Below are 15,665 nucleotides of genomic sequence, written 5' to 3'. Positions count from 1 at the left end.
TTATACAACGATATTCTCGATCACGCCTGTGCAAGGCGCCATGCTCCAGAGGACCCCCGTCATGATCCTGATCAAGGGCGGCATCATCGTCACCGCCGAACGCCAGTATCGATCCGATATCCTCTGCGACGACGCAGGACTGATCTCCCAGATCGGGCCTGATCTGGAATGCCCGACAGGGTGCAAGATCGTGGATGCTACCGGTCTGCTGGTCATGCCGGGCGGGATCGATCCGCACACCCATATGGAAATGCCCTTCATGGGCACTACAGCGAGCGATGACTTCTATACCGGCACGGCGGCGGGTCTGGCGGGCGGCACGACGAGCCTGATCGATTTCGTCATTCCGGGCCAGGGTCAGTCATTGTACGAGGCCTGGCAGGAATGGCGCCTGAAGGCCGAGAAAGCCGCCGCCGATTATGGATTCCATGTGGCTGTGACCCATTGGGACGATCAGGTCCACGCCGATATGGAGCGGCTCGTGACCGAAGGCGGCGTCAATTCCTTCAAGCATTTCATGGCTTACAAGAACGCGTTGATGATCGACGATGCGATCTTCCTGCAGTCCATGCAGCGCGCTGCCGAACTCGGTGCGCTCTGTACGGTCCATGCCGAGAATGGCGACGCCGTTTCATTCCTTCAGGCGCAGCTTCTGGCCCAGGGCGAAACCGGGCCTCACGCCCATGCGCTCTCCCGGCCGCCCGGTGTCGAGGGAGAAGCCGCCCAGAGGGCGATCACCCTGGCAGCGCTCAGGGATACCCCGCTCTATGTCGTTCATGTCTCGACCCGCGAAGCGACCGAGGCCATTGCCGCGGCCCGACTCAAAGGCCTCAAAGTCTATGGAGAGGTTCTGCCCCAGCATCTGGTCTTCGACGAGACCGTGTATCATGACCCGGACTGGCTGATTGCGGCGCGTCACGTCATGAGCCCGCCCTTCAGAGAGAAGTCCCATCAGCAGGCACTTTGGGGCGGACTGATGTCAGGCCAGTTACAGACGACCGCCACCGATCATTGCTGCTTCTGTCGCGAGCAAAAGGAGCGCGGACGTGACGATTTCACCAGGATCCCCAACGGAGTTCCCGGCATTGAGGAACGCATGAGCGTGCTCTGGCATCATGGGGTGGTGACCGGGCGCCTGACACCCGAGCAGTTCGTTGCGCTTACCTCCACCAATACGGCACGCATCTTTAACCTCTATCCCCGCAAGGGCTGCATCGCTGTCGGGTCTGATGCCGATCTCGTTCTGTGGGATGCGCAGGCCAGCCGTAGCATCACGGTCGATGCCCTGCATCAGAATGTCGATTACACGCTCTATGAGGGCATGACCCTGACCGGACTCGCGCGCAGGACGATCAGCCAGGGCGTGGTGACCTGGGATGACGGCGTGTTGCGCGCTAAGCGCGGCAAGGGGCGCTATATCAAGCGTCCGGCTTTCAACAGACCCTGATGCCAAGGGCGCTGGATACGCCGCCACATGGCGTGGACAGGGCTTCTGGCTATCGAGGGATTGTCCCGTCCTGCCTCAGAACCACACCGGCGAGGTACAGGCTGCCGCAGATCAACACACGGGCAGGCGGCCCTGCCAGCCGGGGCAGGATCGAGGCGATGGTAGGACCCGAGAGCGCCACACCGCCCGACGCGCGAATGATCTCTTCAACGGGAAGGGCCAGATGCTGCCCCTCCTCGCTGACGGCATGAAGGGTCGTGGCATGACCCTGCACAGGGCGCAGGAAGCCTGAGGCATCCTTGCTCTGTTTCATGCCCACGATCACATGAAGCGGCTTGTCGTGCCACGCGGCGAGCGTCGCCGAAAGCGCCTCGCCTGCATTGGGGTTATGCCCACCATCGAGCCACAATTCCCAGCCCTGCGGCAACTGGGCGGCAAGCCGCCCCCCAAGGCGCTGCATGCGGGCGGGCCATTGCGTGTGGGCAATGCCTGCCCAGGCGCGCCCGGGAATTTCCAGCCCGGAGGCACGCAGGGCGGCCACGGCCAGAACCGCATTGTCTGCCTGATGCCTTCCCTCCAGACTGGGAGCTGGAAGCGCCAGATTTCCCAGCGGGTCTTGATAGGCGATGGACCCATCCGTAAGCCGGGTGAAGTCGATTTCGCCCCCCACCTGCCAGAGAGGCGCGTCCAGCGCTGCGGCGCTGGCGACGATGACATCGCGTGCCTGAGCCTGTTGTCTGGCAATGACGACCGGCACACCCTGCTTGATGATACCCGCCTTCTCGGCGGCAATCAGCGCAAGCGTTTCACCCAGAAAGGCCTGATGATCGAGATCGACCGGGGTGATCACGCAGCAGGCGGGGCGCGCAACCACATTGGTCGCATCCAGACGCCCGCCGAGCCCGACTTCCAGAATGGCCAGATCGGCCGGGGTACGAGCGAAAAGAAGAAGGCCCGCAGCCGTCAGGACTTCGAAGACCGTGATTGGTGCGCCGTCATTGATCTGCTCGATTTCCTCGAGCGTTGCGACCAGAGTTTCCTCACTGACCAGTTTGCCAGCCAGACGGAATCGCTCGGTCACATCGACCAGATGAGGGCTGGTCATGACATGAACTGCCAGTCCGGCCTCTTCGGCAATCGCGCGCAGTGTGGCGCAGGTGCTGCCCTTGCCGTTCGTTCCGGCCACATGAATCACGGGAGGCAGTTGGCGCTCGGGATGACCGAGCTTGCCCAGAAGAGCCTCGAGGCGCGCGAGCGAAAGATCGATCAGCTTGGGATAGAGGGCCTGCACCCGGGCCAGAATGGCGCCGGTCCGGCCCTCATATTCATCGCTGAGTTTGGCCGGGGCTGCCTGCGTCGTCATGATCTGTCCGGGAGTGCGGGATAAGGAGCCTGCCCGGTCCTTCCGGGCAGACCTGATTTCAGGCGGCTTCGGTTTCGACCGCAACCGGCTTGTTCATCATCATGCCGATGAGACGGCCCAGCATGGTCTGCAGTTCAGGGCGCGCCACCACCATGTCCACCATCCCGTGGTCGCGCAGATATTCGGAGCGCTGGAAGCCCTCGGGCAGCTTCTCGCGCACCGTGTCCTGAATCACGCGCGGGCCGGTGAAGGCGATCAACGCCTCGGGCTCGGCAATCTGCACATCGCCCAGCATCGCGAAGGAGGCAGAGACACCGCCCGTGGTCGGGTTGGTCAGCACAACGATGTAGGGCAGGCCCGCATCCTTGAGCATCTCGACGCCGATCGTGGTGCGCGGCATCTGCATGAGCGAAAGAACGCCTTCCTGCATGCGCGCGCCGCCCGAGGCGGTGTAGATCACCAGCGCGGCCTTCTGCAGCACGGCCAGACGACATGCGGCAATGAATGCCTCACCCAGAGCGGTGCCCATGGTGCCCGCCATGAACTCATAAGCCATGACCGCAACGACGGCGTCGTGACCGCCGATCTTGCCATGGGCGACGGCCAGGGACTCATCGAGATGGGTCTTGGTCTTCGCGTCCTTCAGACGGTCGGCATATTTCTTCTGGTCGCGGAATCCGAGCGGATCGCTGGGAACCTTGGGCAGTTCGATCTTGGTATATTTGCCGCCGTCAAAGGTCCATTCGAGGCGTTCGGTTGCCTTCGCCTTGCCGTGGTGACCGCAATGGGGGCAGACGCGCTGGGCCTTCTCGAGATCCTTGATCAGGATCATCTGCGAGCACGACTCACAGCTGGTCCAGAGATTTTCCGGCACTTCGCGCTGCAGAAGGCCACGGATTTTCGGTCGAACGTATTCGGTCAGCCAGCTCATATTGATCCTACTTCTCGCCTGTTCCGCATGGTTTCCCCTGGCACGAAGGCGCTGCGGTCGGATGGGCAACAGTCATTCCGAGGCCGCTTTTAGCGATTTCTCGCGCGTAACGCCAGTTTCACAAAAAGGGACGGCCCTCCCCCGGAAGGCCGCCCCTTATCGATCGATACGGACCCGTGTGAGCACAGGCAGGGTTCAGGCTGCCGCCTCTTCCTGTGCGTCCTCCGAGACGATGCGCGTCTGCCCCTTGCTCGGGCGGAAGCGCTTCTCATGAAGCGCCAGCTCGATATCCTCCAGTGTGGCACCGGCGGTCTCGGGCACGAAGAAAAAGATGAACGCGACGGAAGCAAGATTGACGGCTGCGTAGAACCACATGGTTCCACCCAGGGTAATGAGCTGCACCAGTGTCAGCGCCGTACCCGTGACCAGGAGATCGGAGCCCCAGAGCGTTGCGGCATGAAGGCTGGTAGCCTGACCACGCATCGAAAGCGGGAACATCTCGGCGCCAAGCAGCCATCCACACACCTGGATACCGCCCGAGTTGAAGGCCATGAAGAGCAGCAGAAACACGATGACCAGATAGGAGCCCGCGCTGCCTGCCGCAGGATGCATGGCAAATACGATACCCAGACCGATCAGGCTCACGATGGAGCCCGGCCCCATGATCAGCATCAGACGGCGACGCCCGACCCGATCAACGATCAGGCAGCCGATGAACGTCATGATGCAGTAGGTGATGGCGACACCCAGAGAGGCCATGAGGGCAGAGGATGCACCGAACCCGGCATCGCGCAGGAAGGTCGGGGCGTAATAGATCATCATCTCCAGCCCGCCGCACTGGGTGAAGAAGGCCACACCAAGGGCTGCGACCAGAGCCGGGCGCACCCAGGGACGGAACAGCCCCTTCCAGCCACGATTGCGCGGATCAGCCGATTCCGCATTCTCGCGCATTTCGCGCACTTCCTTGCGGATCACCTTCTTTGAGGTCCGGATACGCCCAAGCTCGATGATGGCCCGTTTCATGCCTTCATTCTCTGCCGTCCAGCGCGGGCTTTTGGGCATGAAGAACATGGAGACGAATACGATGGCGGCAGGAATGGCGGCGAGACCCACCATCGGTCGCCAGCCCCAGGCCTCACGCTCTGTAAAACCGATGATGTTGGCGAGCAGGATACCCAGCCCGATCGCCACATTGAACATGGTGACCAGCGTACCACGCTTTTCCGCCGGAGCGAGCTCGGAGATGTACATCGGCACGACCTGCGTGGACCCACCGACCGCAAAGCCGAGAAACACGCGCGAGATGATCAGCAGCCAGACATCCGGAGAAAAGGCACAGGCGAGCGCCCCCAGAACGAACACCCCGCTTACCAGGGTCACGCAGGCGCGCCTTCCGTATTTTTCTGAAAAAGACCCGGCCGCCAAAGCGCCCAGGATTGCGCCAGCCAGGATGGCAGAGGCCACCATTTCCTGCATGGTGCTGCTCAGATGAAAGTCATCCGAGATCAATAGCAGCGCGCCGGAAATGATGCCCGTATCATAGCCGTAAAGACCGCCGCATATGGCGGCCACGACGGCGGCGAGTATCAGGATATATTTCGCATAGGGGGACACCTCGATGGGATGATCCTCATGAGGGGTCGCACCATGGCCCTGTGGCTCTGCATTATTTATCATGACGATATAACTGAAGACCCACGAATTGGTTTAAGCTCGCAGGGCAAAAAGCAAAAAGGAGCGCCTTATGGCCAAACCGACGAAGCCCAGGCAGGACGTACCCACGATCAACCTGCGTGAACTGATCATCATGCATATCGTGCTGGCCGTTTTCGTGGTGGTCATCATGCTGATAGACTGGCGCATCGCCTGATCGCGCGCCAGACGAAGCGCTCGGCGTTTCTCAGCCGCGGCTCAGCGGTTCTTCGGCGCGAGCAGACGGACCAGAATGTAGCTCACGGCAGCCCCGGCGCTGATGCAGAAAGACGCTGGCGCCCCCGTATACCAGGCGATAATCAGCCCGCCCCATGACAGGATAAGCGCGAGGGCTGCCGAGCAGAACAGCCCAGGCCAGGGAGAAAGACCGAGCCTCAGGGCGCAGGCAGCTGGCCCGACCAGCAGACTGAACACCAGCAGGATCCCGATCGTCTGCGAGCAGATGGCCGTGGCGAGAGCAACGAGCGCCATGAAACCACAGGCGACCAGCTTCAGCCGAACCCCTTTCGCCGCAGCCAGATCCGGGTCGAGACTGGCGAAAAGAAGGGGCCTGCCCAGTACCCATAGCCCGATCAGACACACGCCCCCCAACAGAAACAGCAGATCAAGGGTCGCCCGGTCTACACCCAGAACATTGCCGAAAAGCAGGGCGGTGGTGCTGCTGACCGGGACATTCTGGATCTTGAGGAAGAGCAGCCCGAGCCCAAGGCTGGCGGCAAGCACCACACCGATCACGCTATCGCGCTGGCTGGCTGCGACCGCAGTGCTGCGCTGATCACCCTGTGGCTCCCACCCCAGTACCAGCGCAGCGGCGAGAGCCGAGAGAACCATCCCCCAGAACGGCGTGAGTCCGATCAGCACGGCCCCGGTCGCACCCGCATAGCCGATATGAGAGAGTGCATGACCGGCAAAACTCTGACCGCGGAGTACCAGGAACCAGCCGACAAGACCGCTCAGAACCGAGACTACGCCTGTCGCCAAGAAGGCGTTCTGCATGAACTCATAATGCAGCATCGCGCAGCTCCAGCTTCTGGCTATCGATCAGGAGCACGTGGTCGGCATAGGACAGAGCGGCCTCGATACCGTGACACGACATGAGCACGGCCATGCCCGTCTCACGGCAGCGCGCGCGCAGCATCGCCAGTATTGCAGCCTGCCACTGCGTATCCATGCCGCTCAACGGCTCATCCAGCACAAGAAGGGAAGGCGCATCCAGAAGGGCACCCGCCAGAAACACACGTTGTCTTTCACCGCCAGAGAGCTGGCTCAGGGGCTGATCGACCAGTTTCTCACTTCCGGTCATGGCGAGGCACGCCTGCAGGGCCGACCTCAGATTCTGCCCCCAGCCGGGAAGCCCGAAACGCGTGCCTTGCCATGACGCCGCCAGAAAGGCGCGCCCTGTCATTTGCGGGGCCGGAAGACGACGATCCTGGGGCATATAGCCTGTCCGGCGCCGCGCCCGGCGGGGCGTCTGGCCGAATATCTCGATCGCTCCCCCCTGCAAGGGATGCAGCCCCATCAAGGCGCGCAGGAGTGTCGTCTTGCCCTGACCATTGGCCCCTGCGAGCAGGGTCAAGGTGCCTTGCCCGAGCGTCAGATCTGCCTGGTCGATCAGAACACGACGCCCATGCGTCAGCGTGAGGGTTTTCAGAGCCAGAGCCGGTATCATGTCAGCCACGGACACCCAGAGCTGCAACGAGCCGGTCGAGCCTTGACGTCATCCAGTCCTGCCAGAGCACGGACGGCGCAGGAAATTCGTCAAAAGCCACCACCGCAATGCCCGCATGTCTGGCCAGGGTCTGGAGCCGATCGAGCGTGGGGCCGCCCATGGCCGGGTTGATCACGAGGGCCTTGATCGTCCTGCGCTGAAGCGCCTCTTCCAGACGGGCAACGTCCCGGGGTGCGGGATCGACATGATTCATCATGGCGAGTGCAAAATCAGGATCCACGACATCGAGCCCGAGTGCGTCGAAAACCGGGCCGCCTACCGGCTCGAGCACGGCGATCCGCAGGCCTTTCGTGACGGGACGCAGCGCCGCCATCCGGGCCGAGAACCGGGCTGTCATCGCGGCATACCGAGCCTGACGCGCGGCAATGGCCGATGCCTCACTCGGCAGGGAGAGCGCAAGTTCAGCCCCGAGAGCTTGGATCACGCGCGCTATGGCGGCCGGGTCATCGAAGAGATGAGGGTTTGCGCCCTGTGGCAGCCCGGACAGCGCGGCGGCAGAGATCACGCGGCGGGATGGGCTCGGCTGCGCCGAAAGCAGCGGGTTGATCCAGTCATCATAATGCCCGCCTGTCAGCACGACGATACTGGACTCCGCGAGTTCACGCGCCATATCGGGAGAGACCTGAAAGTCGTGCGGGTCGATACGCGGCGAGGTCAGCACACTTGCGGTATGAACCGACGGACCACCCAGCCCCGAGGCCAGATCGCACCAGAGCGCCTCGGCGCAGAAAACCCTTACCGGCGCGGCCTTCGCGGAGCCAAGCAGGGTCAGAAAGCAGATCAGGATCGGCAGGAACTGGCGCAAAAAAGTCGCCTTTAGTTATATTATAACGACTGAGATACGCGATATAGAGGCGGAACTCTGGTCAGGACAAGCCGGAAAAGGAATTTCTCCATGCTCACTTCGACGGCGACGGCAGTTCAGGACCCGTTCTCACCCGATACGCTGGCGCTTCTGGATCGTGCTGCCGCTTTCTGTGCAGCACGTACGAGCCGTCTGACTGAAACGCGCCGTCTGGTTCTCGGCCTGATCCTACAGAGCAACAAGCCGGTCGGCGCCTACGACATTCTCGACCATCTGCGTCAGTATCAGCGTAATGCGGCCCCGCCGACTGTGTATCGGGCCATCGATTTCCTGCTTTCACAGGGGCTCATCCATCGCATCGAGCGCATGAGCGCCTTCATCGGCTGCGCGCATCGTCTGGACTGCCATCATGGCCATGGCTGCGGCCATCGCGCGCAATTCCTGATCTGCAGCGGCTGCGGGACGGTAAGCGAGGTGGAGGACAGCGAGATCACCCATGCCATCGCTCATGCCGCCCGCAAGATCGGCTTCAAGCCGCATCAATCCACGGTCGAGATCGAAGGGCTCTGCGCCGCCTGTCAGCAGGGCTGAGCCGGGCGATCTGTGTCTCGCGCCAAGGCCCCGATGGATAAACTCCCCCTTGAAGGTGGTGCGGCACACACCCGACCTGACCGGCCACTACGCCAGTCGCGCGCACGACAAGGGACGTCGAAAAGCCCTCGGTCCGTTTCCCACTCCGAGTCTTCTGACCCCGATCGCCCGGAGGCCGATCTCTTCACCTATGTTCCTCCCGAGCGCCGCACCCATCTGAACCCTGAAGAGGCGCCGCTTCTGGTCGTGTCAAACCGCGCCTTCACGGAAGCCGACACGCCCGATGCGTGGCTCTATCTGCTGGTGAACCGTGATGAAGGGGAGGAGCTCATGCGGGAGGGATTGAGACTGGACGCCCGTGCGCCGCTCCTCATGACCGAGCGATCGGGCGTTTTCGCCCTTCTCGCCGCACAGGCGGAGGACATGGCGGATGATGCGCACGAAACGCCCGGTCTGTTGCTCAGAGCCCGCAAATCCGATCTCACCCCCTGGATCGAGGCCGACCCCGATATGAGTGCGCGGCTCGGCGTGGCCTGCTATCTCCTTTCCCGTCAGACGCCATCCGGTTGAGACAGGGCATTTCGAGCCCATGTTCCCGTCGGACTCCGCTTTTTTCACGAGTGCGCCTCTCCCTGCGCATTCAACAATACCTCTCACCAATGAAGGACCCAGTCATGGATGATGTCGCCCTCGCCGAAGTCACACGCGGCGGACGTGTCGAGTCCCTGCATCATGGACGTATTGCCGTCATGGACGATACGGGGCGCGTGGTGCGCGCGCTCGGCGCGATAGACAAGCCCATTTTCCCCCGCTCCACGGTCAAGGCGCTTCTGGCTCTGCCCCTGGTGGAGACGGGCGCCGCCGATCGCCTTGGCCTCACCGATGCCGAGCTTGCCCTCGCCTGTGCGTCGCATGGTGGGGAGATACGCCATGCCGAGACGGCTGCCTCCATGCTGGTCAAGGCGGGGCAGGGACTGACCTGTCTGGAATGCGGCGCACACTGGCCGACCTATGACGCGGCGGCTCATGCCCTGGCCGCGGCTGGCGCGCAGCCCACCGCCCTGCATAATAACTGCTCGGGCAAGCATGCCGGTTTGATCTGCCTCTCCATCGACCAGTCTCTCGACCCCGCAGGCTATATCGACCCCGCCCACGAGGCGCAGCGTCAGGTGACCGAAGCGCTTGTCATGGCAACGTCAGTCCCACATAATGAGACTAATCGTGGCCTCGATGGTTGTTCGATGCCCACCTACGCCATCCCGCTTGCGGCTCTGGCAACAGGATTTGCCCGTTTCGGGACCGGCAGAAATTTTTCTCCCGGCCATGCGTCGGCAGCCGCCCGGCTGCGTTCAGCAGTCGCGTCCGACCCCTTCATGGTGGCAGGGAGCGGACGTTTCGATACGACATTGATGGCGCATTTCGGTAACCGGATCTTCTGCAAGATGGGTGCAGAAGGCGTGATGGTCGCGTCCTTGCCCGAACTCGGGCTTGGCGTGGCGATCAAGACCGATGACGGCGCAAACCGTGCAGCAGAAGTGGCCCTGGCCGCGCTTCTGCTCGATCTGGGTGCGTCGCTCTGGAATGACACGGACCGAGAGGTTCTGGCCGGATTGTCGCATCAGGTGATGAAAAACTGGAATGGACGTGAAGTCGGCACGCTTCGTGCCGCCGGAAAAGGATAACAAGAACCCATGGCGATAGACACAGATGCCGGAAATTCAGAAAGCGGCCTGGCATCCGTTTTCGATGCGACAAAATTCAAGATTCTGGTCATCGGCGTTCTGGCCGCCCTCGCGGGGCTGATGTCCGGTCTGGATATTGGCGTTGTCGCAGGGGCGCTCGATTTCTTCGCCAAGCAATTCAATGCCTCGACCTTTGCCCAGGAATGGGTAGTCAGTTCCATGATGGCAGGGGCGGCTGTCGGCGCCCTTGCTGCGGGCTGGATGTCTCATGCGCTCGGCCGCAAGCGCTCGCTCATTGCAGGTGCGTCGATCTTCGTCATCGGCTCTATCGGCTGTGCGCTGAGCTGGTCCATTCCCTCCATGATCGGATTTCGCGTGGTCATGGGACTGGCCGTGGGCATCTCGGCCTTTACCGCCCCGCTCTATCTGTCCGAAATCGCCAGTGAAGCCACACGCGGCGCCATGGTTTCGACCTATCAGCTCATGGTGACGGTCGGCATCTTCCTCGCCTTTTTGTCCAACACCTATTTCTCCTATAGCGGCAACTGGCGCTGGATGTTCGGCGTGGCCGCCATTCCCGCCGGTCTCTTTCTGATCGGCGTGCTCTTCCTGCCCTACAGCCCGCGCTGGCTAATCATGCAGGGTCGCCACAAGGAAGCCCGCGAAGTGCTGCTTTCGCTGCGCGAAGACCCGCTCGAAGCCGCGAAGGAAATCAAGGCCATTCGTGAGCAGCTCGAGATCAAGCAGCACGGTTTCGAACTGCTCAGGACGAACTCGAATTTCCGCCGCTCCATTGCGCTTGGCATTATGCTTCAGGCCATGCAGCAGCTCGCGGGCATCAATATCATCATGTATTACGCGCCGAAAATCCTGTCGCGCGCCGGGTTCGACTCTACCTCCCAGATGTGGTGCACCGCCATTATCGGCCTCGTGAACATGCTCGCCACCTTCATCGCGGTCGGGCTCGTCGATAAATGGGGCCGCAAGCCCATCCTGTATATCGGCTTCTCGGTCATGGCACTCGGCATGGGTGCGCTCGCCATCCTGCTCAACACCGACATGTCAGACGAGACGTCGAAATTCATTGCCATCTTCCTGTTGCTGCTGTTCTGCACGGGCTTTGCCATGTCTGCCGGTCCGCTCATGTGGGTGCTTTGCTCCGAGATCCAGCCGATGCAGGGCCGCAATCTCGGTATTTCGCTCTCCACCCTTACCAACTGGATCACCAACATGGTCGTAGGTGCGAGCTTCCTCACGCTCATGAACACGTTTGGCACTTCCGGCACCTTCTGGCTCTTTGCCGGACTGAACGCCTTCTTCATCGTCCTCACCTTCGCCTTCGTGCCCGAAACGAAGGGTATGTCGCTGGAAGTGATCGAAAAGCGCCTGATGAGCGGCGAGAAGCTGCGTAAGCTCGGACGCTGAATCTTGAGCCCGGGGGGCACTGACAGTGCTCCCCGGTCATTCTGATGCCTCGCCATCCCACACCGAGCCGCTGTGCCGGGGTACCGCATCCAGCCGCTCTATAAAGCTCCCCGTCCCGGACGCCCCACGGTCAGGGTGATGCCGCCCCCCACGCGGCATTCTCGAGCCGCCATGCCCGGCGCGCCTCCCATAGGCGCGTGGCGAATGTCCTGTTGCCCGCTTGAACGCCGCACCAAAAGCGCTCTCCGAGTCATAGCCAACCATCAGAGCGACCTCGCCAAGGGTTAGGGATGAATTCCTGAGGCGGTCCGCCGCAAGCAGCATGCGCCAGCGGGTCAGATAGGCAATGGGCGTATCGCCCGTGATACGCCTGAAATGCGCGGCAAAGCTCGGCCGGGACATGCCCGCCACGCCAGCGAGATCGCGCAAGGTCCAGCGTCGCGCAACATCTGCGTGCATGGCACCAAGCGCACGGCTCATCGCCGGGACCGACAACGCAGCCAGCCACCCTTGCTGTGCAACGCCTTCCTCCAGATGGGCCCGCAGGGCTTCCACCAGCAGCGCCTGGGCCAGATGCCCGGCAAGAAGTGCGCCTCCTGGGCGCGGGGCACCGAGTTCGCGCATCAGCCGCCGAATACCGTCGCGGAGCGTGGCCTTGGTGGCATCAGTACGGATATGCAAGAGGGGCGGAACAGCGGCGAGCAGGCTATCGAGCGCCGCCCCCTCAAACCCGAAGAACCCTCCAATACCCCGGCACTCATCGCCGCCGTTGAGTGTTGCCAGCGCGCCCGGAGGTACGCTGGTGAGGAGGGGTATTGCATCGACAGGATCAACCGATGCTGAAGAAAACAGAAAGACTTCCCGCCTTGCGGCCATCAGCACGAGATCACCGGCTTGCAGATGTAAAGGCGTCGCTTCTTCCGCAAAGCGGAACCAGCAGCTTCCTGTCTCGATCGCAAAACAGCGTAACCCCTCCGCGGCCGGAAAGGACAGTGCCCACGCCCCCCCGGCAGCAAGACCACGAAAGCCGTAGCCGCCCGGGCGCATCAGCGTGAGAATATCGGAGAGAGGATCCATGAGAATGAGACGTTCGCGATGAAAATTCCGACCATCGAGCATGGAGGGTCCCTGATGATTACGCCTAGATAACATTCAGAGCTATCGCAAAGGACTCACGCCATGGTCGAACATGCAGCCTTGTGGCTACCCACAAAACGTAGCCGACTGGTTGTCGGACCTGCACCGTCCGTTGCGCCGGGGCCAGGCGAGATCGTCATCCGTGCGCGCGCAGTCGCAGTCAATCCGTTCGATCGCTACATCCAGACAATGGGCGATGTGATAACCGCCTATCTGACTTACCCTGCGGTACTCGGCACAGATGTTGCCGGCGAGGTTATCGCCGTCGGCGCGGGTGTGACCCGTTTCGCCCCGGGGGATCGCGTAGTCGGCCAGGCGGCGGGACTGGAAAAAAGCCGCAACAAGGCTGCCGAAGGGGCCTTTCAGGAACGGGTCGTGCTGCTTGCGCATATGAGCGCACACATACCGGACTTTCTTACTTATGAAGAGGCGGCCGTCCTCCCTCTGGGCCTGTCTACCGCGGCCTGCGGCCTATTCCAGAAGGATTTTCTCGCTCTCGCTGCACCGCAGATCAATCCGATCCCGACCGGAGAAACCGTGCTTGTCTGGGGTGGTTCGACCAGCGTAGGCAGCAACGCGATCCAGCTTGCCCGCGCCTCAGGCTACGAGGTTATCACCACATGCAGCCCACATAATTTCGACTATGTCCGTGCGTTGGGCGCGAACGCGGCATTCGACTATAGCAGCCCCAATGTGAAGCGGGCGATCATCGAGGTGATGCGCGGACGGAAGATGGCCGGTGCCATCGCGATCGGCAAAGGATCGGCGTCGGCCTGCATGGATATCCTCGCCCAGGGTACTGGTCGCCGCTTCGTGGCTCAGGCCACGCCACCAACCTCGTTTGACAACGTACCCGCAGGCAAGGGCCGATGGCGCAAACTGGTACTGGCCGTCGCCAGGATGCTCATGGGCAACCTGGCCCTGTTTTTACGCTCCTACCACCAGGGGACAGCCACCAAGATGATCTGGGCCGGTTCCCTCATCAGCAATGACGTTGGACCGATGATCTATGAGACCTTCCTGCCGGAGGCACTTGCACGTGGAGCCTACAAGGCAATGCCACCTGCGCAGAGTGCAGGCCACGGTCTGACCCATATCCCTGAGGCCTTGGAGCAACAGCGCCGCGGTGTCTCTGCGCGCAAGCTCGTGGTGACCTTGTGAAAAAGCTTCCAGATATCGCTCAAACGAAGAGGCGGTTCATCAGCATGAAGAGAGGAAACCCGGATCGAGCAGCGCGTAGGATGAGGGCAACCGGCTGATGACACGCCCGACTGGTCGGAAAGATATGACCCGGGATGGCCAATGCTGAAATCGATGGTTCTGGTCGGATTGCCGCCCTCCGGGAGGGGGGCGGGGCAAGGCCCGGCCAGGATTATCTCTTCCCTCCCCTGCAATCATGAAGATTCAGAGAAACCCTGCGTCAAAGTCTTTCCGAAACCACAACGCTGACCGAGATTGGGAAAGTCCTGCTGCAAAGGCTTCCTGATCGATGCTTCACTTCGCTCCCTCTTCAACGGGATCGCTGATCATGCTCGCGATCTGCTTCCTGCTCGTCTGTGTGTTCGAATTTGCCAATGGCTTTCATGACACGGCCAACGCGGTAGCAACGGTAATCTACACCAACGCGCTCAAGCCGCGTGTGGCTGTCATCTGGTCCGGGCTCATGAACCTGCTGGGCGTGCTACTGGGCGGCATTGCCGTAGCGTATGCGCTGGTGGAGCTGCTGCCGCCGGATGTGCTGACACCGCCCAATGGCAATCCGGCGGTGCCGATGCTGGTGGCGCTTTTCGGAACGGCCCTGGCCTGGAATCTCTGCACCTGGTGGTTCGGCATTCCGAACTCGTCGTCGCATTGCACGATCGGGGCGCTTATCGGCATCGCGATTGGCGATTCATTCCTTCATGCGCGCGATCTGGGCCATAGTGTGGATTGGGGACAGATCTGGAAGGTGCTGCGGGCCCTCGCCTTCTCCCCTCTGCTCGGGTTCTTTCTGGCGGGTCTGCTCTATCTGATCATCCGCTTCGCCGTGCGGATGCCCGCCTTGTTCACCCCCCCCAAGCCCGATGAGGCACCGAATCCGATCGTGAGGGCGTTGCTGATCCTGACCTGCACATCGGTCAGTTTTTCTCATGGCAGCAATGACGGGCAAAAGAGCATCGGACTGATCATGCTCACAATCATCGGGCTGATGCCCGCAAGCTACGCGATGAACCCGGATCATCCGACAAATCGCACAGCCCTGGCGCAGATTGCGCAGCAAGCGCGGCCGCTGATTGCGCAATATGACCGCTACAGCTTCAAACCCGATGCCCTGGCCTCAATCGATCGGCTCGCCACGCCCGCCAGCCCGGCAACCCCGGCGCAGATACGCGGTGATGTGTACGAGATCCTGTCCGGGCTGCGCGATGTCGGGGCCAATCCGGCTTCATCGGCGCAGGACAAGAAAACGAGCGGCACTTTGGCGAAGGCGCTGCGTCCAACCGTGGAATATGCCCCCTACTGGGTGCGCGTGCTGAGTGCGCTGTGTCTTGGTATCGGGACCATGGTCGGGTATCGGCGCATCGTGAAAACGCTGGGAGAGGGCATTGGCAAACAGCATCTGACCCCGGCGCAAGGTGCGGCGTCAGAACTTGTCGGCGCCGGGCTGATCGCTTCCGCTGGCTATACCGGCCTGCCTGTCTCGACCACGCATATCATCACCTCGGGCGTAGCAGGCACAATGGTGGCGGCGGGGTCAGGCATCAATATGCGCATGCTGACCAAAATTGCCCTTGCCTGGCTCCTGACCCTGCCCGTGACGATCACGGTTGCGGCCTGCGCCTTCTATGTTTTGAACTGATCA

At 61.8% G+C, this 15,665-nt stretch carries 15 protein-coding genes; 8 read left to right on the top strand and 7 right to left on the bottom strand.

All coding sequences use genetic code 11. The annotated features are described in order from the left end of the window. The first annotated feature begins 61 nt into the window (after positions 1–61). Positions 62–1,447 carry a dihydropyrimidinase gene (gene hydA, locus WFJ47_RS04885; RefSeq protein ID WP_336761693.1) on the top strand — a complete coding sequence of 462 codons (1,386 nt, stop codon included), beginning with the start codon at positions 62–64 and terminating at the stop codon, positions 1,445–1,447. A gap of 49 nt (positions 1,448–1,496) precedes the next feature. Here hydA and WFJ47_RS04880 read toward each other — a convergent pair whose 3' ends face one another. The 3 genes from WFJ47_RS04880 to WFJ47_RS04870 form a co-directional block, all read right to left on the bottom strand. Next, a complete protein-coding gene (locus WFJ47_RS04880; RefSeq protein WP_336761253.1) occupies positions 1,497–2,810 on the bottom strand; it encodes a folylpolyglutamate synthase/dihydrofolate synthase family protein in 1,314 nt (437 codons plus the stop codon). A gap of 58 nt (positions 2,811–2,868) precedes the next feature. After that, positions 2,869–3,741, bottom strand: a complete 873-nt coding sequence (accD, locus tag WFJ47_RS04875; RefSeq protein ID WP_127103622.1) for an acetyl-CoA carboxylase, carboxyltransferase subunit beta — start codon at positions 3,739–3,741, stop codon at positions 2,869–2,871. Positions 3,742–3,936: 195 nt separating this feature from the next. Next, complete coding sequence (locus WFJ47_RS04870; protein ID WP_336761250.1) at positions 3,937–5,418, bottom strand: sugar porter family MFS transporter; 1,482 nt, start codon at positions 5,416–5,418, stop codon at positions 3,937–3,939. 67 nt (positions 5,419–5,485) lie between these two features. On the opposite strand from WFJ47_RS04870, the gene WFJ47_RS04865 reads away from it, so the two are divergent. After that, on the top strand, positions 5,486–5,611 hold the full coding sequence (locus tag WFJ47_RS04865; protein WP_255424183.1) for a hypothetical protein: 126 nt from the start codon (positions 5,486–5,488) through the stop codon (positions 5,609–5,611). A 41-nt stretch (positions 5,612–5,652) separates the two neighbouring features. On the opposite strand, the gene WFJ47_RS04860 is transcribed toward WFJ47_RS04865, so the two are convergent. From WFJ47_RS04860 to WFJ47_RS04850, 3 genes are read right to left on the bottom strand one after another with little or no spacing between them, the layout of a single operon-like run. Continuing rightward, entirely contained in the window at positions 5,653–6,468 is an 816-nt protein-coding gene (locus WFJ47_RS04860; protein WP_127102938.1) for a metal ABC transporter permease, read from the bottom strand. Further along, entirely contained in the window at positions 6,455–7,123 is a 669-nt protein-coding gene (locus WFJ47_RS04855) for an ATP-binding cassette domain-containing protein (RefSeq protein WP_336761692.1), read from the bottom strand. The genes WFJ47_RS04860 and WFJ47_RS04855 overlap by 14 nt, the downstream gene beginning before the upstream one ends. A gap of 1 nt (position 7,124) precedes the next feature. Then, positions 7,125–7,988: a metal ABC transporter solute-binding protein, Zn/Mn family gene (locus tag WFJ47_RS04850; protein ID WP_127102936.1), complete on the bottom strand. Its 864-nt coding sequence runs from the start codon at positions 7,986–7,988 to the stop codon at positions 7,125–7,127. 90 nt (positions 7,989–8,078) lie between these two features. Here WFJ47_RS04850 and WFJ47_RS04845 point away from each other — a divergent pair, with 90 nt between their 5' ends. From WFJ47_RS04845 to WFJ47_RS04830, 4 genes are all read left to right on the top strand, one after another. Next, complete coding sequence (locus WFJ47_RS04845; protein ID WP_127102935.1) at positions 8,079–8,579, top strand: Fur family transcriptional regulator; 501 nt, start codon at positions 8,079–8,081, stop codon at positions 8,577–8,579. A 33-nt stretch (positions 8,580–8,612) separates the two neighbouring features. Further along, positions 8,613–9,149 (top strand): hypothetical protein, encoded by a 537-nt coding sequence (locus tag WFJ47_RS04840; RefSeq protein ID WP_336761246.1) that lies wholly within the window; start codon positions 8,613–8,615, stop codon positions 9,147–9,149. 104 nt (positions 9,150–9,253) lie between these two features. Then, a complete protein-coding gene (locus tag WFJ47_RS04835; protein ID WP_127102933.1) occupies positions 9,254–10,261 on the top strand; it encodes an asparaginase in 1,008 nt (335 codons plus the stop codon). A 9-nt stretch (positions 10,262–10,270) separates the two neighbouring features. After that, entirely contained in the window at positions 10,271–11,686 is a 1,416-nt protein-coding gene (locus tag WFJ47_RS04830) for a sugar porter family MFS transporter (protein WP_127102932.1), read from the top strand. 36 nt (positions 11,687–11,722) lie between these two features. On the opposite strand, the gene WFJ47_RS04825 is transcribed toward WFJ47_RS04830, so the two are convergent. Beyond that, complete coding sequence (locus tag WFJ47_RS04825; protein ID WP_336761244.1) at positions 11,723–12,805, bottom strand: AraC family transcriptional regulator; 1,083 nt, start codon at positions 12,803–12,805, stop codon at positions 11,723–11,725. A 60-nt stretch (positions 12,806–12,865) separates the two neighbouring features. On the opposite strand from WFJ47_RS04825, the gene WFJ47_RS04820 reads away from it, so the two are divergent. Beyond that, positions 12,866–13,984, top strand: coding sequence for a zinc-binding alcohol dehydrogenase family protein (locus tag WFJ47_RS04820; RefSeq protein ID WP_336761242.1), 1,119 nt, complete (start codon positions 12,866–12,868; stop codon positions 13,982–13,984). Between the two features lie 328 nt (positions 13,985–14,312). Next, positions 14,313–15,662 carry an inorganic phosphate transporter gene (locus WFJ47_RS04815; protein WP_127102930.1) on the top strand — a complete coding sequence of 450 codons (1,350 nt, stop codon included), beginning with the start codon at positions 14,313–14,315 and terminating at the stop codon, positions 15,660–15,662. Positions 15,663–15,665 lie beyond the last annotated feature (3 nt).

It is taken from the genome of Asaia sp. VD9 (assembly GCF_037150015.1).
Lineage (GTDB): Bacteria > Pseudomonadota > Alphaproteobacteria > Acetobacterales > Acetobacteraceae > Asaia.
This window is presented reverse-complemented; position numbering and strand designations above follow the sequence as displayed.

Coding starts and splice junctions, on each gene's coding strand:
- hydA (WP_336761693.1), top strand. CDS start 62: ATGATCCTGATCAAGGGCGGCATCATCGTCACCGCCGAACGCCAGTAT.
- WFJ47_RS04880 (WP_336761253.1), bottom strand. CDS start 2,810: ATGACGACGCAGGCAGCCCCGGCCAAACTCAGCGATGAATATGAGGGC.
- accD (WP_127103622.1), bottom strand. CDS start 3,741: ATGAGCTGGCTGACCGAATACGTTCGACCGAAAATCCGTGGCCTTCTG.
- WFJ47_RS04870 (WP_336761250.1), bottom strand. CDS start 5,418: ATGATAAATAATGCAGAGCCACAGGGCCATGGTGCGACCCCTCATGAG.
- WFJ47_RS04865 (WP_255424183.1), top strand. CDS start 5,486: ATGGCCAAACCGACGAAGCCCAGGCAGGACGTACCCACGATCAACCTG.
- WFJ47_RS04860 (WP_127102938.1), bottom strand. CDS start 6,468: ATGCTGCATTATGAGTTCATGCAGAACGCCTTCTTGGCGACAGGCGTA.
- WFJ47_RS04855 (WP_336761692.1), bottom strand. CDS start 7,123: ATGATACCGGCTCTGGCTCTGAAAACCCTCACGCTGACGCATGGGCGT.
- WFJ47_RS04845 (WP_127102935.1), top strand. CDS start 8,079: ATGCTCACTTCGACGGCGACGGCAGTTCAGGACCCGTTCTCACCCGAT.
- WFJ47_RS04840 (WP_336761246.1), top strand. CDS start 8,613: ATGGATAAACTCCCCCTTGAAGGTGGTGCGGCACACACCCGACCTGAC.
- WFJ47_RS04835 (WP_127102933.1), top strand. CDS start 9,254: ATGGATGATGTCGCCCTCGCCGAAGTCACACGCGGCGGACGTGTCGAG.
- WFJ47_RS04830 (WP_127102932.1), top strand. CDS start 10,271: ATGGCGATAGACACAGATGCCGGAAATTCAGAAAGCGGCCTGGCATCC.
- WFJ47_RS04825 (WP_336761244.1), bottom strand. CDS start 12,805: ATGCTCGATGGTCGGAATTTTCATCGCGAACGTCTCATTCTCATGGAT.
- WFJ47_RS04820 (WP_336761242.1), top strand. CDS start 12,866: ATGGTCGAACATGCAGCCTTGTGGCTACCCACAAAACGTAGCCGACTG.
- WFJ47_RS04815 (WP_127102930.1), top strand. CDS start 14,313: ATGCTTCACTTCGCTCCCTCTTCAACGGGATCGCTGATCATGCTCGCG.